Genomic DNA, 20,874 nt, shown 5'->3' with positions numbered 1-20,874 from the left:
AGCCAAAGCCAAAGCGAGGCGGCCTGACGGCCGACCTGATGTGCGTCAAGGTCATCGGCAGTGAACACTCATGTCATGCCCGCCAAAAAATCCCTGTGGGAGCTAGCCTGCTAGCGATGGACGTCCAGACACCGCGTTCATTCAGACCGCACGCATAATCGTTAACGTCCATCGCTAGCCGGCCAGCTCCCACAGGGGGAATGCATACATCCGAGGAGCGAGGGCATGCCGAGCCACAGCGAGGCACCGAACGTCAGGGGCAAAAGCGCTTTGGTTACTTTCGCGCTTTTCGAAAGTGACCCGCCGTAAGGGCGGAACCAATACCCGCCGTGACCGAAATAACGGATATGCCCCCCACTCGGGATCACATCAAAACCGGTAGCCGACGAACTGAACACATCACTCATCATTCCATTGGAACTCCCAATCACCCCTCTTCGTCATCTGCAGTGAGGGAGCCTGGCACTCACTGCGAACTCCCGGAACGCTTGTTTAAAAAACAGAAGGCGAGGGACGACATGAATACTTCAGACAACACCACCGGGAGTCAGCCAGACCAGCCCAATTCCCCAGGGCCAGAGCCAGGCTATCAACACTTGAAGGAGGACGTAACGGAGGCACTTGAGGGCGCACGACAACAGGCAGACGCACAATTCGGCCAATACCGCGACACCGCAGCCGATCAAATCGAGGCATTGGCCAAGGGCGCGAAATCAGCCGTCTCCGAACTCGAAAGCAAAGACACCCTCGGCATGTCCGATTACCTGGCCGACATGGCGGACTCCATGAGTGGCCTGGCCGGAAACCTGCGCGGCAAAAGTGCCGAACAACTCCTACACGACGGCGCCGAACTGGCCCGCAGCAATCCTGGGCTGTTCATCGCCGGCAGCATTGCGCTGGGCTTCGGCCTGTCGCGATTCCTGAAGGCCGGCAGTTCCCCGGCGACAACATTCACCGATGCCGACAACCCCGCAGCCGGCCAGTCGATGCCTCCCTCAGGCGGCTTTGGTGCACAACGCCCCTATGAAACCTCCGTGACGCCACGCGCCGATCAAAGCCCGGGCATCACACCGGCGACATCGAGCGAACAAGACCAACCTTCGAACTTCGCAACGACCTCGACACCGGGCTCGACAACCTTCAATGGAGCACTGTGATGAACAGAGAAGAACCAGATTTTCCAGGCTCAAGACCGCTGCACGCGCCAGACCATGACGCTTCGGTCGTCGGGCTGTTACGCCAGTTATCCCGTGAAGTCCCCGCGCTGTTCACCAAGGAACTGGCGCTGGCCAAAGCCGAACTTCAAGCCAGTCTCACGACACTAAAAGCCGGTATTGCCGGGGTTGCGGGAGGTGCAATTGTCCTGTTGGCGGGGTTCATCGTTCTGTTGATGTCCGCGGTCTATGGCCTCAGCACCGTGATGGCGCCGTGGCTGGCGGCGCTGATTGTCGGCGTGGTGGTGATGATCGTCGGGTTCGCCATGCTGCAGTCCGGGAAAAAACAATTCGAGCCGTCCCACTTCAAGCCTGATCGCACGCTGGATGCCTTGAACAAAGACCAGGAAGCGCTGCGGAGGAAAGTCTCATGAACAGTGAATTCGACACCGAAGCGGCAAAAAGCCCTGAAGCCATCGAGCGTGAAATCGACGCGCAGCGGGCAAGTATCGGCAACATTGTCGATGCGCTGGAAAGCAAGTTCACCCCCGGCCAAATGTTCGATCAGGCGCTGACGTTGATGCAGAGCAACGGCACGACCTTCCTGAGCAATCTGGGGACCAGCGTTCGCAATAACCCGGTTCCCGCCGTGCTGACATCCGTTGGACTGCTGTGGTTGATGATGAGCCAGAATCGCCCGCCGTCACCCCGTCCAGGCTATCGCGTGGGCCCGGATCAGAACACCGTCGGAGAATGGGCCGATGGCCTGGCTGACGGCATCGACAGTGCGCGCGGCCATTTGCACCAGACGGCGGACGCGCTCAAGGACGGTTATCAAAGCGTCAAAGGCAAGGCCGCGCACCTGGGCGATAACCTGGGAGCTGCCACCGACAACATCAGCCATGTCGTGCATGACGCCAGTGACCGATTGGTGCGCAGCACTCAGGTGCTGGGCAATCAATTCAGTCAACTGCTGAAGGAACAACCGCTGATGGTCGCGGCGGCGGGCATTGCCTTGGGCGCCATGCTGGGCGCGGCATTGCCTTCGACAGCGACCGAGCAACGCTACCTGGGTAAGACCAGCGCCGGGCTGGCCGACAAGGTAAAGCGACAGGCAAGGGAAGGGTTCGAAGCCGTGCGCGATACCGTGACCAAAACTACCGATCACTCGGACGTAGAGACGAAACCTCAAGGGGAGTATCGCGCAGCTCCCGACACGCCAGCCGATCTGTCCCGAGGTTTGGGCACTTCGTAATCAGGCACTTTATAACGTGCAGCATAAACAGCGGGAGGTCTGACACAGGCCTCCCGTTTTTTCCGACTCTCAAGGACCGTCGAACGACGAAAACGCTCGTGCCTGCGGTGGAGATCTACAGGCAGACAAAAGTTTGAATCGATTGATTGAGCGCCGACGACTGGTGATAAAACCGCGCAAAAACACCTTTCAGGTGCCGCCTGTCGCGAGCGGCTAATCTTTTTAAAATTTTCTCAGGCACAACACCTTCAGATAACTGTGGGCGGCGCATTGGGGCATTCACCGAGTGAGTGTCCCTGTTGGCGTGGGTTTTGTGTGGCGTAGCGCTCCAACGGAAAACAGGTGTCCTTATGTCGGAACATTCTTCGCCCGCAAGAGCCCCATGGCGTGCCTGGTTTGACCCAGGAAAAAGCGGCCGTTGGCTAAGCATTCTGTTCTGGTCGACCCTGGTGGGGGTTACCGCTCTGCTGCTGGTCAGCGGCTACAGCGCCTTGACCGGGGCGGACAGGGTCAACCTGAAGTATGCATTTCTGGGCGGTGTCTCGGGTTTCGCCGCGACCGCGCTCGGCGCGGTGCTGGCCGTGGTCTTGCGCGACATTGCCGCACGGACCCAGGACATCATGCTGGGTTTCGCCGCCGGCATGATGCTCGCGGCCAGTTCTTTCTCACTCATCCTGCCGGGCATCGCGGCGGCGCAGGCTATTTGTTGCAACAAGCTGCTGGCGGCGTGTGTCGTGGTTCTGGGGTTGGGCCTGGGCGTGGCGCTGATGATCGGGCTGGACCGCTTTGTCCCCCATGAGCACCAGAAGATTGGCCGCAAAGGCCCGGAATCGCAGCGCATCAATCGGGTCTGGTTGTTCGTGTTGGCCATCACGCTGCATAACTTGCCGGAAGGCATGGCCATCGGCGTCAGTTTTGCCAATGGCGACATGAAGGTGGGTTTGCCATTAACCACGGCGATTGCCATCCAGGACATCCCCGAGGGATTGGCCGTTGCACTGGCGCTGCGAGTGACGGGGATTTCGACGTTGCGGGCGGCGATGATCGCGGTCGGTTCAGGGCTGATGGAGCCGTTGGGGGCGGTCGTGGGCCTCGGCATTTCCACGGGCTTCGCTTTGGGTTACCCGATTGCCCTGGGTCTGGCGGCGGGCGCGATGATCTTCGTCGTCTCCCATGAAGTGATTCCCGAGACACACCGTAACGGCCACGAAACCCCGGCGACACTGGGCCTGATGCTAGGGTTCGGGCTCATGATGTTTCTCGATACGGCGTTAGGCTAGGCTGGAATTCAAGGGCGTAAGGTGAGGGATGAAGCGATGAACAGACACCTGAAGTTCGGCATTGAAGAGGAATACTTCATCACCGACCTCGACACCCGGTGTATGGCCGAAAACCCTCCCGACGCTTCGATTGCGGCGTGCCAGACAGTGTTGGGCGAGTGTTTTGCCCATGAGATGTTCAAGGGACAAATCGAAGTCGCGTCCCCGATTTTCACCAGCGTCGCACAGGCAACCGAGTACTTGTTTTCAGCGCGTACAAGGCTGCGGCGAACGCTCGAAATGGACGGTCTGGGACTGCTCAGCGCCGGCAGCCACCCTTTGGCTGATTGGCGTCTGCAGCAGGCCACGGACCACCCGCACTTTCTTCAACTGTTTGAAGACTACCAGTGTGTGGCAAGGCGCAGCCTGCTGTCCGGCCTGCACGTGCATGTTGAAGTGCCCGGGCACGTGGATCGTATTCAGGTGATGAACGAAGTCTTGCCGTGGATGCCATTGTTGTTGGCGCTGAGCACGTCTTCACCGTTCTGGGACGGCGCCGACAGCGGCTTCATGAGCTACCGGCAGACCGCGTGTGATGAGTGGCCGCGCATGGGCATTCCGGAGTTCTTCGAAGATCAAGGCGCCTATGACGCCTACGTCGCGTTGCTGATCCGCACTGGCACGATCAAGCAGGCGGGCGATTGCTGGTGGGGGCTGCGGCCTGCCGCGAAATACCCGACGCTGGAGATGCGCATGACGGACGCCTGTCCGCGCCTGGATGACGTCTTGTGCATTGCCTCGTTGTTTCGATTGCTGGTGGCCCACGCTATCGATCAATCTCGACCGGGATCGAGTTATTCGCAAGCGTCGCAATGGATTCTCAAGGAAAACCGCTGGCGGGCGAAACGGTCCGGTATCCATGCCTCCTTCATCATGGAAGGTTACGACCGGCCGTTCTCTGCCGGGCAATGGCTGTTCAGGGCGCAACAGATTCTTGGCGACACGGCGCAGAAGATGGGTGTGGAGGAGGTGTTCGCCCAAGTCCGCCGGATTCTGCGGGACGGCACCAGTGCAGACCGGCAGCGGGACGTCTATGCGCGAGCCCTGCGTGGGGGAGAGGATGTGCACAGTGCTCTGTCGGACGTAGTGGGTCAGTTGCTGATGGAAACGTCGCAGGCACCGTGCACAAGTGAAATGGTGCTTACCTAAGACAATCTTCAGTCGAGCAAGCCCCTCTCCACAGGGGGCTTGCTTGGCTGAAGTCCAGCTCGCGGCTTTTTCAGCCCTGCAACGGCGGGGTCCGAGGCGGAACCAATCGCTTGGAACCAACCGACTCAAACGCCGCAGCAAACCGCAGCAACGCTGAATCGTCATAGGCGCGACCGGCAAAGGTCAGCCCGATTGGCATGCCGATATCGGGCATGACGCCCATCGGCACCGTCACCGTCGGAACCCCCAGATGCCGGATGGCAAGGTTGCCATTGGCGACCCACACACCATTGCTCCACGCGATGTCCGCCGACTGCAGATCGACATCGGCATTCGCCGGCCCGACGTCAGCCACGGTCGGGAACAGCACCGCATCAAGGTTCAGCCGATCCATCCAGTCTTCCAGGTCGATTCGACGTGTTTCTTCCAGTCCACGCAAACCGTTCGGCACCGTTGTAATCTGGTCCCACGGCGTGATGCCGCGCTCGGCCATCTTCACGTACTCGTCCATGCCAGCGGCAAGGTCGTCTTCGCGATTGGGCAGGGTGCCCGGGTCGTGGGGAAAAATCAGCGGCCCGTCGACGTCAGCCAGACGGTTCAGTTTCGGATCACCGTTGGCCCGCAGGAAATCATCGAACGCCCAGGCCGACAGGTCCCACAACTCATGGTGCAAAAACTCTTTGGACACCAGGCCACGGGTGAACACGGTCGGCGCGCCCGGACGATCACCTTCGCAATTGGAGACCAGCGGGAAATCGACCTCGATTACCTCGGCGCCAGCTGCTTCGAGCGCCTTGCGAGCCTCTTCCCACAGACCGATCACGCTAGGGCGAGTGTTGATTTTCTGCCCGGTCGGGCCACCGATGCCCGGTGCCTCGCTGGTGCCCGCTTCGGGGTCGGCGTTGATGTACATGCGTGGAACGCCAAAGCGTTTTCCGGCAAGCGCATCAGCCTTTACGGCCAGTTCGGCGTAGGACGCGGGGCGCACCGAAGCGACGCTCGGAATCGGCACCCACGGTTGCATCCGCCACAGATCGCCCCGAGTGTCGGGATCCTCCGCCACCACCACGTCGAGCACTTCGAGCAGGTCGGCCATGGTTCGGGCGTACGGCACGACCACGTCCATCGTCGGCGTCAGCGGCCAGTTGCCGCGCACCGAGATCACCCCGCGCGAAGGCGTGTAGGCGCACAAGCCATTGTTCGAGGCCGGACCGCGTCCGCTCGACCAGGTTTCTTCAGCGAGGCCGAATGCCGAGAAACTGGCGGCAGTGGCGGTCCCGGCGCCGTTCGAGGAGCCCGAGGCAAAAGGAGCCGTCAGGTAATCAGCGTTGTATGGGCTTTCGGCACGGCCATAGACCCCGCGCTGCATGCCGCCATTGGCCATCGGCGGCATATTGGTCTTGCCCAGGCAGATCGCCCCGGCGGCACGCAGTCGTTCGATGGTAAAGGCGTCGCGATAGGCAATCAGGTCCTTGAAGGCCGGACTTCCGGAAGCCGCAGTCAGGCCCTTCACCAGATAACTGTCCTTGGCCGTGTAGGGAATGCCATCCAGCGGACCGAGCGTCTGGCCCTTGGCCCGACGGGCATCGGACGCCTGCGCTTCCGTGAATGCCTCGGGATTGCGCACCACCACCGCGTTGAGCGCGGTCGGCGTGTCGGGGCCGTCGTAGGCGTCGATCCGGGCAAGATAGGCCTGGACCAGCTCAACCGCAGTGGTCTGGCCAGACTCCAGCGCCGCACGCAGTTGGGCGATGGAAACTTCGGTGACTTCGATCATGCTGTTGTCTCAAAATGGGTGTTCATATCGGTTTCTCGTTGCACGGCAATACGCGACAGGGTCTGGACTTGTAGCCTGGGCGTTCTATTTAGCACCAAGGCGGGCGCAGAAGGAAACGGTGAAACGGTTTAGGCGCTGTTTCGGGTCTGGCCGGGCACTGCCTGTTCCAGCCAGTCGAGGAACTCGCAAAAACCGCTTGAGCGCTTCACCCGCTTTGGATAGACCAGCGTGTAACGTCCGCCCGTGATGATGCGGCCCGCATGCACGCGGGTCAGTTGCCCGGTGAGCAATTCATCGCGGGTGAGCACGGCGTCGACAAGCGCGATGCCTTGACCACATTTCACGGCGACAATCGCCGACTCCAGCGTATCGAACGTCAAATGCGCGTTATCGGCCCCGGTTGAGCCCGGGTAATACTCTTCCCAGCGGCGCCAGTCCAGTCGATCCATGCTCGCGTCCACAAGGCGTCCGGTCCTGAGCACCTCTTCCGGGGTCGTCCCGGCCAGCAAGGCTGGCGAGCACACCGGAATCAGCTCCTCTTCCCACAACTCCAGCGCTTCGAAGTCGGGCCAGGTGGCGGTGCCGTAAGCGATCATGGCGTCGATCGATTCGAACGCGAAGTCGGGAAAGCGGTGATACACCGTGTCGACACTGACGGTCACTTCCGGGTGCAAGGCATAAAACGCCGTCAGCCGTGGAATCAGCCATCGCGCGGCCATGGTCGGGTGTGCGCGCAGGCTGACACTTCGTCCCACGGTGGCGAGCATGTGCGAGGCATCCGACAACAGGCCGATGACCTGCTCCGCCACCGGCACCAGCGACCGGCCTTCGGCGGTGAGCACGATTTTGCGCGTGTGCCGCTCGAACAGCCGGTTATCCAGACGTGTCTCCAGCTGCGCAATCTGCCGGCTCACCGCGCTCTGGCTCAGGTTGAGCTGCTCACCTGCCTTGCCAAAGTTGCCCGTCTTCGCAACCGTCAGGAAGGCCTGCAAAAGCTCGATGGATGGCAGTTGGCGGCTCATGTGTCTATGCGCTCCTCGCATGGGATTAATGCAGATACATCACTGTAACTTCGGATGTTCGAGGCACATTCTTAGCCGAAACAACAACACGGCGCTACGCGTCATTTTCAATCTGGCGGTCCTCCTGATGAACATTCCAGAAGCAGCATTTGCCACTGCGTCGACACCCCGGGACCTCCTGCCTCGTGAAGTCGACGTGGTCATCATCGGCGCCGGCCTGATGGGGTGTGCATGCGCGTACTACCTCAGCAAAGCGGGGGCCAAGGTTCTGGTCCTGGACAAAAGCACCATTGCCGGTCAGCAATCGTCGCGCGCCTGGGGCTTTGTGCGCCAGCAATCGCGAGACGAAGCCGAAGTGCCGATGATGCAAGCCAGCATCGAGATCTGGCGTTCGCTGGAACACGAACTCCAGACCGACCTGGGGTGGCGCAACGACGGCTGTCTGTTCGTCGCAGGCAATGAGGTCGAACGTGAGGGATACGAATCGTGGCTATCGGTCGCGCGCAGTTTTTCGCTCGACACCGTGATGCTGTCGCCGCGTGAGGTGGCCAAGAAACTGCCGGGTTACGCGGTCCCGCAACTGGGTGGTTTGTTCACCGCCAGCGACGGTCAGGCGGAGCCCACGCTGGTAGCTCGTGCGTTCGCAATGCGCGCCCGTGAACTGGGCGCACATATCGTCGAACAGTGCGGCGCCAAAGGCATCGATGTCGCTGCCGGCCAGGTCGTCGGCGTTGAAACTGAACGTGGCTACGTGAAGGCGAAAACGGTGGTGTGCGCCGCCGGGGTCACGACCTTCCGCCTGCTTAAGATGCTTGGCATCTCCCTGCCGCAGCAGCTGGTCAGGGGAACGGTGGCGCGGACCACGGCCGGCCCGACGCTGAGCGGCATTTCCACGATCGCCAACGGCGTGGGCTTCCGGCAAAGGCTGGATGGCAGCTTCAACATCGCCGACGACGCTCATGTCGACGTCGACATGACGCTCGGCCATCTGCGCGCGCTCCATTGGTATGCGCCATCGCTGTGGGCTCAGCGTAAATCGTTTCGCTTCAATCTGAACGGTGCGTGCCTGACCGATCTGCACCAGCGCCTGCCGTGGTCGCAAGCGTCGCGGCTCGGCGCGGGTATTCACCAACGCAATCCGCTTATCCACCCCAATGAAAAGGGGCTGGAAACCGCCATGCACGCGCTCAAAGCCGCATTCCCCGGGCAGGTGAATACACAGATCGCCGACCGATGGGCGGGCGCTATCGATGTCTTGCCGGACGGCATTCCTGTCATCGATGCGCAAACGTCGCCGCGCGGTTTGGCGGTGGCCACCGGATTCTGCGGCCACGGCTTTGCCATGGGCCCCATTGTGGGCAAGACCCTGGCTGACTGGATTCACTCTGGCAACCCGGGACTCGACATGCGCCAGCTGCGTCTGTCGCGCTTCGCCGAGGGCGACGTCAAGCCGCCGTCTTCGCTGTTCTAGTCCCTACCCACGCGCCTGACTTCGGGGGAAACACCGTGAAACGACCTCTCGCACCCAACCTCTACTACGATCCCGCCTCGGTGGCCGGCAAGGCACCGCCGATCAGCGACGAGACCGATATCCTCATCGTCGGTGCGGGCCCGGCGGGCCTCGCTGCCGCATTGACCGCCGCTGGCCATGGCCTGCGTGTGACCCTGGTGGACGAAAATCCGGTGCCCCTCGAAACCATGGGCGAGGAGGTGCCACTGCATTTCGGTGGCCGAATGGGCGCCGGGGTCGCTAACCGCAACAGCGTGCTGCAGTCACTGCTCGATGCCCGCCCGGAGATCGTCGAGGCGCTCGACGCCGGGGTCGACGTGCGGCTCGGCACGGCGGTCTGGGGCCTGTTTCCCCAGCAACGCACCACGGCGTGGATCGAGGGCGCCGTCGCCGGCCTCGCTGATGACCAAAACGCTTGGCTGCTGCGTTTCAAACAGGTGATCGTCGCCGCCGGAAGGCGGGACATGGGCCTGGCCTTCGACGGCTGGCATCGCCCCGGCGTGATGGGCGTAAGCGCTGCACATCGGTTGGCGACGGTTTACGAGGCGCTGGACTGCAAGCGCGCCGTGCTGGTCGGCAGCGATACGCAAGCGCTGGTGTCGGCCCACGCGCTGATCAGCAAAGGCGTGCAGATTGCCGCCATCATTGAACAGGCCGGGCGGGTGAGTGGCGATTCCACGCTACTTGGCCAGATGCTCGAGCAGGGCGCTCAGGTGTTGACGGGGCATGTGGTTCGCGAGGCGGCCGGAGATGCCTTTGGCGTCAAGCGGATTACCGCGGTGACTGTCGACGCTGCGGGTAGCCCCGTTGGCGGAGCGCTGACCGAGATCGAATGCGACACGGTGCTGTTAGGAGTGGCGGCCATCCCTGCGATCGAACTGATCGAGGCAGCAGGGTGCAGCACGTTATTTCAGGCTGACCGAGGCGGCCACGTCCCCGACACGGACTCGGCACAGCGCACGTCGTTGCCGTTTGTTCTGGTGGCGGGCGACTGCGCCGGCGTCTGGGCCTCGAAAAGCCTCGACGACACGATTTCCCGGCGCGAAGGCCGGATCGCCGCGCACACCGTGCTGGCTGCGTTGGGTGTGGACGTTGCGCAGAACGACAAAGCGTCGATGCCCGACGAGCCGGTCTGCGACGTTGCCGCCAATCGCGAAGCCTGGGTGCGCGCGTCCACCGTCCATGCACAGAACGAACCCTTCGTTTGCCTGTGCGAAGAGGTCACGGCCAGCGAAATCCTCGGCCAGCAACCGCCGCGCTATCTCGACTGGACACCTGCCGACGCGGCCTTGCAAAACACCATGGCAAACGACTCCCCCCACCCGGATGTGACCAAGCGTCTCACCCGCGCCTGCATGGGTCCCTGCCAGGGACGTCGTTGCCGCGAACAGGTGGCGGCCTTGCTCGGCATCGGCGCCGGTTTGAGCGTTGGCGAGATTGCGCTGGCCTCGTTTCGCCCGCCGGTCCGTCCGCTGTCACTGCACCAGATTGGCCAGATCGAGGAAGCGCCGTCGATGCATAACCGCTGGGATGCCTGGTTTGACATGCCGTCACAGTGGACGCCGTTCTGGCTGTGCACCGGACAGCAAACCGTGGCCAAGCGCCCGCAGGATGCCGTCGATCACATAAACCCTTCGCAGAACGAGGGCTGACACCATGCAGGCAGTCAAGAAATCATCCAACCGTGCATCTGTCGTCATCGTCGGTGGCGGTGTGACCGGACTGAGCGCCGCTTGGTGGCTGGCGCGCGATGGCGTCGATGTGCTGGTCCTCGACGCCCACCTGATTGGCTGGGGCGCCTCGGGCCGTAACGGCGGCGGGTGTTCGCATCACCACAGTCCGCTGTTTCTCGAAGAACAGCGACTGTGGCCGATGATGGACGAATTGCTGGGTTACCCCACCGAGTATCGCCCGGACCGCATCAGCATCGATCTCACCGAACACCAGTTGTCACTCGACAAAAAAGTCGTGGACGAAGCCAAGTATTATGGATTGCGCGCTGACCTCCTGGACCCTCAGGAGGTTCGGGAACTCGTGCCTTTCGCGGGCGATAACGTGTTGGCGGGCTACTACTACCATTTCGGCGGCCACGCCAATCCGCACCGCACCCTGCAGGCCTACGCATGGGCGCTGCAAAATCTCGGCGGCCGCGTTCTCGAACACACGCCCGTCATCGCCATCGAACGCCAAGGCGATCGTGTGACGGGCGTGCGCACGGCACAAGGCTTGATCGCCTGCGACCACCTGGTGATTGCCGCCGGCCCGCATACCGGTGAATTGGCGGCGCAACTGGGCGTAGACATTCCGCTGGTCACCGCCCGCGCCGAGATGATCGTGACCGAACCGTTGCCGTTACTGGCGGTGGGGGGTGTCGATGGCAATGGTTTGTATGGCCGGCAAACCCTGCGCGGCAACCTCGCGTATGGCGGCGGCCCGCATGAATGGGTCGAACTCGCCGATCTGCGCGGCACGCGTCCGCAGTCGACACCCCTGCAATGCAATATCGCCAAACGACTGGCCGAACTGTTCCCCAAAATCGCGCACAAACGGGTGATTCGCAGCTGGGCAGGATTCATTGAAAACACGCCGGATGGTCGCCCCGTCATCGATCGTCCGGCGGCGCTGGATAACGTCGCGGTCGCGACGATGTCCGGTGTCGGTTTCGGGCTCTCGCCGGCGAGCGGTCATGCCATTCGCGATCTGGTAATCGACGGTGAGTGCAGCTTCGCCGACCTGTCGACGTTCTCGCTCTCTCGTTTTGCCGCCCTCGAGCCGGATTGGCAAGCGATCCAGGGATGGCTGCCGTTGCCGGTACCCAGGGTTTAGAAAGGTTTTTTTGTACTGATGTTGAATCGTTTTGTTCGCAACCATCCTCCTGAAAAAAAGGATCGACCATGAAACGAATACTCCGCAATCTGGCTTTACTGGCCTCAATCGGCATGACGTTGAGTGCCTTAACGGCTCCGGCCAGCGCAGCAGACGACAAGCTGCGTTTCGGTGTGGCCGCCGAGCCGTATCCGCCGTTTCTGGTCAAGACACCCACCGGGCAATACACCGGTTTCGAGCCCGACCTGATCCGCGCGCTCTGCGAACAGATGAAAGCCGAGTGCGAGATCAAGGAAGTGGCCTGGGACGGCATCATCCCGGCCCTGCTCGCCAACAAGTTCGACGTGCTCTTCAACTCAATGGGCATCAGCCCTGAGCGGCAGAAAGTCATCGCCTTCTCGCGCCCTTACTACGAGACGACCGGGATTTTCGTTGCTGCGAAGGACGTCAACCTGACGCTGACACCGGAAGGCCTGGCCGGCAAATCCATCGGGGTGCAGGGCTCGACCACCAACGCCGAGTTCATCCGCACCGCTTACGGCAAAGCCTCGACCATCCGTATCTACACCACGCAGGAAGACTGCAACGCCGATCTGCTGGCAGGCCGTATCGATGTGATGTTCCTCGACAAGCTCGGCGACATCGATTTCCTGAAGTCCCAGGACGGGTTGGCGTATGAGGAGAAGGGCGTAGGCAGCGTCAAGATGGACCCTTTGCTCTATGGCCTGGGTATCGGCGCGGGCTTGCGCAAAAGTGACACTGCTCTCAAGGCGCGAATCGATCAGGCGCTCACTCAGCTGCATGCTTCGGGCAAGTACACGCAGATTTCGCAGAAGTACTTTCCGGTCGATCTCTGGCCACAATGAAGTCCGATTCGGGCCAAGCAGTGGGGGAGATTTGATCTAGCGTCCGGCCGCTGCATCGGCCAGTGCAGCGACCACCTGTTTTTCGATGTCCTTCTCATTCATGCCGCGACCGAAATGCTTGAGGTAGCGGCCCTGGCTGTCGAGCAGAAACAGGATCGTCGAGTGATCCATCATGTACTGGTCCGGTTTGTCCCCGGATGGCACTTTCTTGTAATACACGTGATAAGCGTCGGTGATGCGGACAATGTCTTGTGCCGAGCCGGTCAAGCCGACGAAGTCGCTGGCGAAGTAGCTCACGTACTCCTTGAGTTTTTTCGGCGTGTCACGCTCCGGGTCGATGGTCACGAAGATCGGCCGCACCGTGATGCCTTCCTGTTGTTGCAGTTGCCGACTGATACGGGCCATTTTCGCCAGATCAGTAGGGCAGATGGCCGGGCAGGTCATGAACCCGAAGTACAGCAATGCCGGCTGGCCAAAGCTGCGTTCGGTAACCCGCTGGCCATTCTGGTTGGTCAGTTGGAACGGCCCACCGATGTCGGTTCGGGTTGCCGCCATGACGCCGCTGGCCAACCCCATCAGCAACAGAAGGCCTGCCACGCGCAGCCTGTTCATCACTCAATACCCTCCCGAATAGGTCAGCGCCAGCCCGACCAGTTCGGACATCTGGCCATCCTGCTTTTGCGTGCCGGCTGACAACCCAAGCTTGAGCTGGCCGGTGATGTTGTAGGTCAGGCTCAGCTCGTTGAGGTAATCCTGCCGATCCGCACCCCCGGTGGATTCACGATGCTTGTCGGTGCGTGTCGCGCCCAGTGCCCAGTCACCGAAATCAAAGGTCAACGACGTGGTCAGGTAACGGGTGTCATTGCCTTTGATGCCCTCTTCATTGTCGACATCGGCGAATTCGATGAAGGGCACGATATCGAAGTAATGCCCCGCCAGCGTCGGCTCCAGGTCGGTGCTCGGCGAGTAGGCCCAGATATAGCGGGCGGAGGCGATCTTGATGGTTTCATCGTCTTCGCCAGGTGGATTGGCTTGCGTCTCGTCCTCGGCCTTTTTGTTGAACATGTAGCCGGCCTGCATTTCCAGATAGGGCACCGCCGGAATCGCCAGCCAGTTCACCGTCAGCGCATAGGAGTCGAGTTTGCCGGTGTTCGACGGGCCGCCATCGGAGCGCTGGAGCTTCTCACCATGGCGCAGGTAAGGCCTTCCGAGAAACGAATTGTCGGCGGTGTAGACACTGATGTTGGGTTCGATCATGCCCAGGCGCTGATCGAAAAACCGGTACGCCACCGTGCCGCCGAGCATGCCGTCCAGATCGTAAGTGGCGACGAAATCTTCGGTGTAGAGCCCGGGCGCCTGGTCCTGCGCACGACCGAACGGCACGTGGTACTTGCCAACCATGAACGCCGAGTTGGCGTTGTTCTGGTAATAGTTGAGGTCGTTGATCACCAGGCCCACGTCTTCGAAAAAGCGTTTCTGCCCGGGTTCCGGCCCCTGCACAGGATTGATCTCGGTGGAAAACTGGATCTGCTGATCGTGGCTGAAACGGAAGTAAAACGTGCTGTTGATGTCCGGGTAGGCATCCGAGCTGTTGCGATTGCCGCCCTGGGGCGAATCGGCATGCACATGGTCAAACTGAAAGGTCGCGTCGTAATCCATGCCGACGTTGGGGTATTGCCCGTCGTCGGCCAGCGTCGATTCAACGGCATACACCGATCCCACAAGTAAAACAGCCAAGCGATAGTTGCACATGGCATTGCCCCTTTACTTGATCAGCGGGCTGGACGCTTTCGGGTCCTGTCCGGTGTTGCGCAGGTAGGAGCACAACTGGTTGTTTTCACCGTACAGCCCGCCCAAGGGTTCGAGCTTGACCGCCTGCTCATAGTCCTCGGGCTTGACCACCTGGATCGCCTGCATCATGCCGCCGTCCTCGTGTTCGAGGATGTGGCAGTGGTAGACGAACTTGCCGAGGATCACCGGATCGCGAAACGGAATCCGCACGGTGATCGAACCCGTGGCGGGGATGAACACATTGTCCCGGTAGCCGCTGAACTGCACCGGTTTGCCGTTGAGTTCGGTGACCTGGAAATCCACCTGGTGAATATGGAATTGATGCAATTCCTGGGACGGATTGAACAGGCGCCACTCTTCCACATCGCCGAGCTTGACCGTGGTGTTGACCCGGTCCAGTTCGAAGCGGGTGCCGTTGATCAAGAACGCGTTGGAGTCGGTGTCCGAGTCCTGAAAAGCGAACTGACGCGTCTTGTTCACCGCGATCTTGCTGAAGTCCTCTGCCGGCGGATACGCACTGGTGATCTGCCGGGTCGCGACCCGCTCACCGCTGGAACGCAATACCGCCAGTTTGGCTTGCGGGTAATCATCGCCGGCCGGGCCGGTATTGCCGGAGCCCGTTTCAACTTCGTAGGAGCCTGCCGGTGGCCCGACCACCAACACACTGAACCGCGCCGACGGCCCGATCAGCACCTGATCCGCGTCGACCCGGCGCGTAACGGTATTGCCATCGCGGGACAACACCTGCACCGACTGACCGTTGATGCGAATCCGGAAATACTGGTTCGCCGCAATATTGATGAAGTGCCAGAGCTGGGTTTCACCGGGCTTGATGTCGATGATCGGCACTTCCTGGCCGTTGACCGTGCGGATCGACGGCGCGCTGGTGATGATCTCGCTGGCGACTTTGCCGGTCAGGGTTTTCTGGAAATTACGCAGCACCAGGACCTGTTCCTTGATGCCCTTGAGTTCGGGAAAAGGATCGAGCATGCCGTCGACGAGAATCGGTCCGGCAATCCCGGCGGATACCTGACGCTGGGAGCCACCATGGAAATGGCTGTGATACCAGTAGGCGCCCGGGCTGTGCTGGAGGGGCAGCTTGACGTTGTATTCGCCGACCTGATGAGGCTGGGTCACGCGAAAAATATTGTCACCCTCGTCCAGGGGGGATACCTGCATGCCGTGGAAATGCAGGTTGGTGATTTCGTCCATGCGGTTATCCAGGCGGATCGCCATGGTCCCGCCCGGTCGGGTCCGAATCAGCGGCGAATCGTAGTCGCCGTTGAACACCAGGGACACGTAACGCTCATTACCGACGTTGACCTGCTGTTCGGCCGCCGTCAGCGTGGCGTGGGTCACACCGCTGGCATCGTAGGTAAATTCGGGATTCTGGCGTAGCGGTGGGGACGCAGGCTCAGCGGAGTGCTGGGTCGCACAACCGGTCAATGCCAGCGCAACGACGCTTACGCAGCATGCAAAGGGGCGGACGCTGAAAGCTCTGGGCATGATCGCGACCTTCGATGGCTTGGCAAGGAACTGCGTGCGCAGTCCGCCTATGCGTTGCCGAAGGGTGATCAGAAGACACCACGCAAATGCGCAAGGCCATGTCCTGCGTGGCTTTGAGGGGGGTTGCGCGCAACTTTTAGCAGTTTAGAACAATTCTCGTTACGCGCAAGTTTTGGGATCCAAGGGGCAGCGTCCAGGCGATGAGCAGCACTTTTTGATAAGCATCAAAGGTGCTTTTTCTCTTCTTTATCTAGATGGCGATCATCTTTATGTCGCTCTTTATCCAACTCCTTGGCTTCTTTATCGATGTCTTTTCCGTCACGGTCGACATCTTTGTCGACATCACGAACGTCCTCTCTGACGTCTTTCGCAATGTCCCCTTCGGCACTCGCGATGCCCGTATGAACAATCAGACCGGCACCGAGCAGTGATGTAACGAGAATTGCTTTGAGGGATCGCATTTGATGGCTCCTTTTCGTCAACTCTGTCGTGTCAATCGGAGCTGAAAAAATAGGTGTTATCACCAGGTATTGCCAACCCGCTGGTCGCTTGTTCGACAGACTCGGTCAGCGCGCCGACTATCCGATTTTCCGGGTCGCAGAATGCTGATTTTTACTTCTGGGTTACGCTGAACCTGACCCACTGCGTGCCGCAGTAATCAGCACCTGCAATGATGAGGTGGCTCGATGATTTCCGAACGAAACACCACGCTGGATGACGACATCTGTGTCCATATATTCGCTTCATCCGGCGCGATGGTGGGCGTCTGTCTCACCGTTGTCGGGATTCTTCGGGTGGTGATCAACGTCCGCCAGGAGGACCTTATCGGGCAGAACCTGCTGGCGATCAACGCGATCGTCTATTTGACGACGTGCCTGATTGCCTATTGGGCGCTTCGGACGCGCAAGGCCAAGCGCAATTATCAATTGGAGCGAATTGCCGACGGCCTGTTTTTGCTCGGACTGACCTTGACCACTATCACGACGGGGTTCATTACGTTCGCCATGTCGACGGCTTGATGCAGACGGCACGGGCCTTCAAGCGTGGATTCAGAGGAGACGCAGCATGGACCGATTCACCGGAGGCTGCCTGTGCGGCAATGTCCGAGTCGAGGCGACAGGACGGCCCTACCGGGTCGGTCTCTGTCACTGTCTCGACTGCCGCAAGCATCACGGGGCCCTTTTTAATGCCTGCGCGATATTCCCCCAGGAGGCAGTGAAGATCGTGGGTGAAACCCGCGACTACGCCGGACGGCATTTTTGTCCTCGCTGCGGCTCTTCCGTTTTCGCACGTACCGCCGACGAAATCGAAGTGAACCTGGGATCCCTCGATGAGCCTGATCAACTGATGCCCACTTACGAGAGCTGGATCGTGCGGCGCGAATCCTGGTTGCCGGCGTTTGCGCTCATCAGACACTACCCGCACGATCGCGAGGGCACGGGGCGTTCTGAGGAGTAGCCATCAAGCCTTGACCCAGCGTTGACGGCTCCAGCTGCTCAATGAGTCGACGGCGAACACCAGCAGCAACATGGCCAGGATCACCGTACTGGCTTGAGCTTCCTGGAACAAACTGAGGCTGACATAGAGCATTTGCCCCAAGCCACCGGCCCCGACGAAGCCGAGCACACTGGCCATGCGGATGTTGTTTTCCCAGCGGTACAGGATGTACGCCAGCAGCTGCGGCAACAGGTTGGGGAGTGTGCCGTAACAGAATGCCCAAACGGCATTACCGCCTTGCAGGCGGATGGCTTCGGCGGGCTCTGGTGGGGTGTTTTCCAGTGCTTCGGCAAACAGCCGGCCGAGTACGCCAGTGGTGTGCAGGGCCAATGCCAGGGTGCCGGCGTTGGGGCCGAGTCCGGCGGCCAGGACCATCAACGCGGCCCATACCAGTTCCGGAACCGCGCGCAAGGCATTGAGTACCAGACGCGACGCACTCTGAAAAGGCCAGCCGAAACGCCCGGCCGCAGGCAATGCCAATAGCAGGCCGAATACCGCCGCGAGCAGGGTGCCAAGGGCGGACATGGCAATGGTTTCCAGGGCGCCGTGTCCGATGGCTTGCAGATGACCCGCGCTCAGGTCCGGGCTGAGAAAACGCTGCGCATAGGCCCCCATCTGTTTCAGGTTGCCGGCGGCACCGAGCTCGCCAAGGTCGATGTTCAAGTAGCTGAAAGAAGCGACGACCGCGATGCCTATTGCGAGGATCAGGGCCAGGTTGATCAGGCGATTCATGCCAGCCTCCAGCGCAGCAGGCGGCTGAGTTGATCGGCGAGCAGCACCAGTAAGAGAAACATCAGCAACAGACTGGCCACTTCACCACCGGCGAACATGCGCAACGACAGGTCCATTTGCTGACCCAGACCGCCAGCACCGACAAAGCCCATCACCACCGAGGCGCGGATCGCGCACTCCCAGCGGTACACCGTGTACGACATCAGCTCCGCCGCGACATTGGGCAAGATCCCGTAGCAAAACGCCGCAAGCCGACCGCTGCCTGAGCGCAGTAACGCGTGGGCTGGGCGCTGGTCCACCGATTCGAAAATTTCCGCATAGACCTTCCCCAGCATGCCGCTGTAGGTAATGGCAATGGCCAGCACCCCAGCGGTCGGGCCAAGGCCGACGGCGCGCACGAACAGCAAGGCCCAGACGATTTCCGGGACGCTGCGCAGGAAAATCAGCAAACCGCGTACCGGCCAACGCAGCAGTTGGCCGCCGAAGCTCGGGCGGCCGGCACGGGAGGCGGCCGACAGCGACAGGGCGCGACTGGCCAGCAGGCTGGCGGGGACGGCCAGCAGCAACGCCAGGGCCATGCCGGCCGTGGCGATGGCCAGGGTCTGCAGGGTGGCTTGCAACAGCAGATCGATGAACTCCGCATCATGAGCCGGCGGCCAGAAAGCCGAGACAAACCGGCCCATCTCACTCTGACTGTCACTCGCCACCAGGACGCTGAGGTCCAGTTCGCTGAAGTGGATGCCCGGCCACAACAGGGCGATTGCCAGAAGGCTGAGCAGCAAACGGGGCAGGGCGGCAGGATCGCGGGAAGCAGACGTCAGCATCGGGGGATCTGCACACTCAAGGACACTGGAGGCACCGGCGAGGATTGCAGTTGCTCGTTGGCGTAGAGCTTGTCGAGCAACTCGCGGTCGATGTCGCTGGCGGCAAGGTCGAACAGGATCTGCCCGTCACGCAGGCCGATGATCCGCGAAAAGTGCGCCAGGGCCAGCTCCACCGCGTGCAGGCTGGCGACCAGGGTGACGTTGTGTTCCCGGGCATGGCGGCACAGTACTGAAAGCGTGTGCTCGGCCAACACCGGGTCCATCGCCGATACCGGCTCATCGGCCAGCAACACCTCGGGCGCTTGATACAAGACGCGGGCAATGCCCACGCGCTGAAGTTGTCCGCCGGACAGTTGCTGGCATTGCGCGAACAACTTGTCGCCCAGGTCGAGCCTGGCCAACGCCGCGCGTGCGCCCGGAATGTCCAGCGGATGCAGCAGGTTCAGCAGGCTCTTGCCCAGGCCCCATTGCCCCAGTTTGCCGGCCAGCACCGCAGTGACTACACGTTGGCGCGGCGGCAGGGGCGGCGATTGATGGATCAGACCGATGCGCGCGCGCAAACGCTGTCGCTGTCGGGCAGACAGCTGCCACGCTTGCTCGCCGAGCACCTGCAGCTCGCCGTTGTCCGGTCGAAATGCGGTAGCCAGCAAGTTAAGCAGGCTCGACTTGCCGGCGCCGGACGGGCCGATGATGGCGACCTGTTCGCCTGCACCGATGTGCAAGCCCACGTCACGCAGCGCTTGGACGCCGTTGGCGTGGGTCAGGCTGGCCTGGGTCAGACGCAATGTCATTTCAGCAGTTCGGCGGCGCGTGCGGCTTCCTCGATGCCTTTGTAATTGTCAGGACTGGTTTCGATGAACCGGCTGGCGGCCTGCAAATCGAGAATTTCCTTGTCCTTCGGGTTCGCCGGATCGAGTGCGAGGAAGGCCGCCTTGATCTTCGCCGCCAGCGCCGGGTCGAGGGTACCGCGCACCGTCCAGTTGTAATCGAAGTAGGCCGGTGTAGTCGCAAACACTTTGACCTTGTTGGTGTCGACCTTGCCGGCGGCGACCAGTTTTTCCCACACGCTGGCGTTCAGCACCCCGGCGTCGACCTTGCCGGCCTGAACCCAGGCGACGGTGGCGTCATGGGCGCCGGAGTAGCCCACGCGGCTGAAGTAGGTTTCCGGCTTGATGCCGTCCTTCAACATGAAATAACGCGGCATGAGACTGCCCGACGTCGAGGATACCGAGCCGAAGGCAAAGGTCTTGCCCTTGAGATCGGCGAGGGATTTGACGTTCGGGTCGGCGGTGATGAATTTACTGGTGAACTGGGCATCCTGTTCGCGCTGTACCAGCGGAATCGCATTGCCGGTTTTCAGCCGCGCCTGCACGAATGTGAAACCGCCTAGCCAGGCCATGTCGATGCGGTCAGTGGCCAACGCCTCGACCACGGCCGGGTAGTCGCTCACCGGCACGAACTCAACCTTCATGCCCAGTTTTTGCTCCAGATAAGCACCAAGCGGCTTGAACTTGCGCAACAGTTCGGTCGGGGCTTCATCGGGAATCGCGCTGACTTTCAAGGTGTCGGCGGCTTGCGCCAACAAGCTGCCAAAAGACAGGGTAAAGCCGACGGCCAGGGCCAGGGTACGCTTGAGCATGGAAGCT

The 20,874-nt window shown here is 61.1% G+C and carries 21 protein-coding genes; 11 read left to right on the top strand and 10 right to left on the bottom strand.

Annotated elements, in window-relative coordinates; genetic code table 11:
• Positions 1 to 518: 518 nt before the first annotated feature.
• From ACA072_RS17765 to ACA072_RS17745, 5 genes are all read left to right on the top strand, one after another.
• Positions 519 to 1,157 (top strand): hypothetical protein, encoded by a 639-nt coding sequence (locus tag ACA072_RS17765; RefSeq protein ID WP_497619471.1) that lies wholly within the window; start codon positions 519 to 521, stop codon positions 1,155 to 1,157.
• The gene (locus ACA072_RS17760) at positions 1,157 to 1,588 is read left to right on the top strand and encodes a phage holin family protein (RefSeq protein WP_497619469.1); all 432 of its coding nucleotides are present in this window, start codon (positions 1,157 to 1,159) and stop codon (positions 1,586 to 1,588) included. Before ACA072_RS17765 ends, ACA072_RS17760 begins: the two co-directional genes overlap by 1 nt.
• Positions 1,585 to 2,409 carry a DUF3618 domain-containing protein gene (locus tag ACA072_RS17755; RefSeq protein ID WP_497619467.1) on the top strand — a complete coding sequence of 275 codons (825 nt, stop codon included), beginning with the start codon at positions 1,585 to 1,587 and terminating at the stop codon, positions 2,407 to 2,409. The genes ACA072_RS17760 and ACA072_RS17755 overlap by 4 nt, the downstream gene beginning before the upstream one ends.
• Positions 2,410 to 2,759: 350 nt before the next feature.
• Positions 2,760 to 3,689, top strand: coding sequence for a ZIP family metal transporter (locus ACA072_RS17750; protein WP_497619465.1), 930 nt, complete (start codon positions 2,760 to 2,762; stop codon positions 3,687 to 3,689).
• 36 nt (positions 3,690 to 3,725) lie between these two features.
• The gene (locus ACA072_RS17745) at positions 3,726 to 4,877 is read left to right on the top strand and encodes a carboxylate-amine ligase (protein ID WP_497619463.1); all 1,152 of its coding nucleotides are present in this window, start codon (positions 3,726 to 3,728) and stop codon (positions 4,875 to 4,877) included.
• 70 nt (positions 4,878 to 4,947) lie between these two features.
• Here ACA072_RS17745 and ACA072_RS17740 read toward each other — a convergent pair whose 3' ends face one another.
• Together ACA072_RS17740 and ACA072_RS17735 are read right to left on the bottom strand one after the other, a co-directional pair.
• Positions 4,948 to 6,654: an amidase gene (locus ACA072_RS17740; RefSeq protein WP_497619461.1), complete on the bottom strand. Its 1,707-nt coding sequence runs from the start codon at positions 6,652 to 6,654 to the stop codon at positions 4,948 to 4,950.
• A gap of 128 nt (positions 6,655 to 6,782) precedes the next feature.
• Entirely contained in the window at positions 6,783 to 7,676 is an 894-nt protein-coding gene (locus tag ACA072_RS17735; RefSeq protein ID WP_497619459.1) for a LysR substrate-binding domain-containing protein, read from the bottom strand.
• Positions 7,677 to 7,803: 127 nt separating this feature from the next.
• On the opposite strand from ACA072_RS17735, the gene ACA072_RS17730 reads away from it, so the two are divergent.
• The 4 genes from ACA072_RS17730 (at position 7,804) to ACA072_RS17715 (ending at position 12,878) form a co-directional block, all read left to right on the top strand.
• Positions 7,804 to 9,147, top strand: a complete 1,344-nt coding sequence (locus ACA072_RS17730) for an NAD(P)/FAD-dependent oxidoreductase (protein WP_497619457.1) — start codon at positions 7,804 to 7,806, stop codon at positions 9,145 to 9,147.
• Between the two features lie 35 nt (positions 9,148 to 9,182).
• Positions 9,183 to 10,838 carry an FAD-dependent oxidoreductase gene (locus ACA072_RS17725; RefSeq protein WP_497619456.1) on the top strand — a complete coding sequence of 552 codons (1,656 nt, stop codon included), beginning with the start codon at positions 9,183 to 9,185 and terminating at the stop codon, positions 10,836 to 10,838.
• 4 nt (positions 10,839 to 10,842) lie between these two features.
• The gene (locus tag ACA072_RS17720) at positions 10,843 to 12,012 is read left to right on the top strand and encodes an NAD(P)/FAD-dependent oxidoreductase (protein WP_497619454.1); all 1,170 of its coding nucleotides are present in this window, start codon (positions 10,843 to 10,845) and stop codon (positions 12,010 to 12,012) included.
• 68 nt (positions 12,013 to 12,080) lie between these two features.
• Entirely contained in the window at positions 12,081 to 12,878 is a 798-nt protein-coding gene (locus ACA072_RS17715) for a transporter substrate-binding domain-containing protein (protein ID WP_497619452.1), read from the top strand.
• Positions 12,879 to 12,914: 36 nt separating this feature from the next.
• On the opposite strand, the gene ACA072_RS17710 is transcribed toward ACA072_RS17715, so the two are convergent.
• The 4 genes from ACA072_RS17710 to ACA072_RS17695 form a co-directional block, all read right to left on the bottom strand.
• Positions 12,915 to 13,490 (bottom strand): SCO family protein, encoded by a 576-nt coding sequence (locus tag ACA072_RS17710; RefSeq protein ID WP_497619450.1) that lies wholly within the window; start codon positions 13,488 to 13,490, stop codon positions 12,915 to 12,917.
• A 3-nt stretch (positions 13,491 to 13,493) separates the two neighbouring features.
• Complete coding sequence (locus tag ACA072_RS17705; protein WP_497619448.1) at positions 13,494 to 14,630, bottom strand: hypothetical protein; 1,137 nt, start codon at positions 14,628 to 14,630, stop codon at positions 13,494 to 13,496.
• A 12-nt stretch (positions 14,631 to 14,642) separates the two neighbouring features.
• Positions 14,643 to 16,175, bottom strand: a complete 1,533-nt coding sequence (locus ACA072_RS17700) for a multicopper oxidase family protein (RefSeq protein WP_497619446.1) — start codon at positions 16,173 to 16,175, stop codon at positions 14,643 to 14,645.
• 224 nt (positions 16,176 to 16,399) lie between these two features.
• Positions 16,400 to 16,636 (bottom strand): hypothetical protein, encoded by a 237-nt coding sequence (locus ACA072_RS17695; RefSeq protein ID WP_497619444.1) that lies wholly within the window; start codon positions 16,634 to 16,636, stop codon positions 16,400 to 16,402.
• 225 nt (positions 16,637 to 16,861) lie between these two features.
• Between ACA072_RS17695 and ACA072_RS17690 the strand changes: the two genes are divergently transcribed.
• A complete protein-coding gene (locus ACA072_RS17690; RefSeq protein ID WP_438661435.1) occupies positions 16,862 to 17,194 on the top strand; it encodes a hypothetical protein in 333 nt (110 codons plus the stop codon).
• Positions 17,195 to 17,240: 46 nt separating this feature from the next.
• Positions 17,241 to 17,633 (top strand): GFA family protein, encoded by a 393-nt coding sequence (locus tag ACA072_RS17685; protein WP_497619442.1) that lies wholly within the window; start codon positions 17,241 to 17,243, stop codon positions 17,631 to 17,633.
• 3 nt (positions 17,634 to 17,636) lie between these two features.
• On the opposite strand, the gene phnE is transcribed toward ACA072_RS17685, so the two are convergent.
• From phnE to ACA072_RS17665, 4 genes are read right to left on the bottom strand one after another with little or no spacing between them, the layout of a single operon-like run.
• Positions 17,637 to 18,404 carry a phosphonate ABC transporter, permease protein PhnE gene (phnE, locus tag ACA072_RS17680; RefSeq protein WP_497619440.1) on the bottom strand — a complete coding sequence of 256 codons (768 nt, stop codon included), beginning with the start codon at positions 18,402 to 18,404 and terminating at the stop codon, positions 17,637 to 17,639.
• Positions 18,401 to 19,228, bottom strand: a complete 828-nt coding sequence (locus tag ACA072_RS17675) for a PhnE/PtxC family ABC transporter permease (RefSeq protein WP_497619438.1) — start codon at positions 19,226 to 19,228, stop codon at positions 18,401 to 18,403. The genes phnE and ACA072_RS17675 overlap by 4 nt, the downstream gene beginning before the upstream one ends.
• Entirely contained in the window at positions 19,222 to 20,019 is a 798-nt protein-coding gene (locus tag ACA072_RS17670; RefSeq protein WP_497619436.1) for a phosphonate ABC transporter ATP-binding protein, read from the bottom strand. Before ACA072_RS17670 ends, ACA072_RS17675 begins: the two co-directional genes overlap by 7 nt.
• Positions 20,016 to 20,867: a putative selenate ABC transporter substrate-binding protein gene (locus tag ACA072_RS17665; RefSeq protein WP_497619434.1), complete on the bottom strand. Its 852-nt coding sequence runs from the start codon at positions 20,865 to 20,867 to the stop codon at positions 20,016 to 20,018. The genes ACA072_RS17670 and ACA072_RS17665 overlap by 4 nt, the downstream gene beginning before the upstream one ends.
• Positions 20,868 to 20,874 lie beyond the last annotated feature (7 nt).

The organism is Pseudomonas sp. LBUM1656 (genome assembly GCF_059716065.1).
The sequence above is the reverse complement of the archived record's forward strand: the minus strand, read 5'-3'. Positions and strand labels throughout refer to the sequence as shown.

Bases quoted from the DNA above. Each gene is read 5' to 3' on its own strand.
- ACA072_RS17765 (WP_497619471.1), top strand. From the start codon at position 519: ATGAATACTTCAGACAACACCACCGGGAGTCAGCCAGACCAGCCCAAT.
- ACA072_RS17760 (WP_497619469.1), top strand. From the start codon at position 1,157: ATGAACAGAGAAGAACCAGATTTTCCAGGCTCAAGACCGCTGCACGCG.
- ACA072_RS17755 (WP_497619467.1), top strand. From the start codon at position 1,585: ATGAACAGTGAATTCGACACCGAAGCGGCAAAAAGCCCTGAAGCCATC.
- ACA072_RS17750 (WP_497619465.1), top strand. From the start codon at position 2,760: ATGTCGGAACATTCTTCGCCCGCAAGAGCCCCATGGCGTGCCTGGTTT.
- ACA072_RS17745 (WP_497619463.1), top strand. From the start codon at position 3,726: ATGAACAGACACCTGAAGTTCGGCATTGAAGAGGAATACTTCATCACC.
- ACA072_RS17740 (WP_497619461.1), bottom strand. From the start codon at position 6,654: ATGATCGAAGTCACCGAAGTTTCCATCGCCCAACTGCGTGCGGCGCTG.
- ACA072_RS17735 (WP_497619459.1), bottom strand. From the start codon at position 7,676: ATGAGCCGCCAACTGCCATCCATCGAGCTTTTGCAGGCCTTCCTGACG.
- ACA072_RS17730 (WP_497619457.1), top strand. From the start codon at position 7,804: ATGAACATTCCAGAAGCAGCATTTGCCACTGCGTCGACACCCCGGGAC.
- ACA072_RS17720 (WP_497619454.1), top strand. From the start codon at position 10,843: ATGCAGGCAGTCAAGAAATCATCCAACCGTGCATCTGTCGTCATCGTC.
- ACA072_RS17715 (WP_497619452.1), top strand. From the start codon at position 12,081: ATGAAACGAATACTCCGCAATCTGGCTTTACTGGCCTCAATCGGCATG.
- ACA072_RS17710 (WP_497619450.1), bottom strand. From the start codon at position 13,490: ATGAACAGGCTGCGCGTGGCAGGCCTTCTGTTGCTGATGGGGTTGGCC.
- ACA072_RS17705 (WP_497619448.1), bottom strand. From the start codon at position 14,630: ATGTGCAACTATCGCTTGGCTGTTTTACTTGTGGGATCGGTGTATGCC.
- ACA072_RS17700 (WP_497619446.1), bottom strand. From the start codon at position 16,175: ATGCCCAGAGCTTTCAGCGTCCGCCCCTTTGCATGCTGCGTAAGCGTC.
- ACA072_RS17695 (WP_497619444.1), bottom strand. From the start codon at position 16,636: ATGCGATCCCTCAAAGCAATTCTCGTTACATCACTGCTCGGTGCCGGT.
- ACA072_RS17690 (WP_438661435.1), top strand. From the start codon at position 16,862: ATGATTTCCGAACGAAACACCACGCTGGATGACGACATCTGTGTCCAT.
- ACA072_RS17685 (WP_497619442.1), top strand. From the start codon at position 17,241: ATGGACCGATTCACCGGAGGCTGCCTGTGCGGCAATGTCCGAGTCGAG.
- phnE (WP_497619440.1), bottom strand. From the start codon at position 18,404: ATGAATCGCCTGATCAACCTGGCCCTGATCCTCGCAATAGGCATCGCG.
- ACA072_RS17675 (WP_497619438.1), bottom strand. From the start codon at position 19,228: ATGCTGACGTCTGCTTCCCGCGATCCTGCCGCCCTGCCCCGTTTGCTG.
- ACA072_RS17670 (WP_497619436.1), bottom strand. From the start codon at position 20,019: ATGACATTGCGTCTGACCCAGGCCAGCCTGACCCACGCCAACGGCGTC.
- ACA072_RS17665 (WP_497619434.1), bottom strand. From the start codon at position 20,867: ATGCTCAAGCGTACCCTGGCCCTGGCCGTCGGCTTTACCCTGTCTTTT.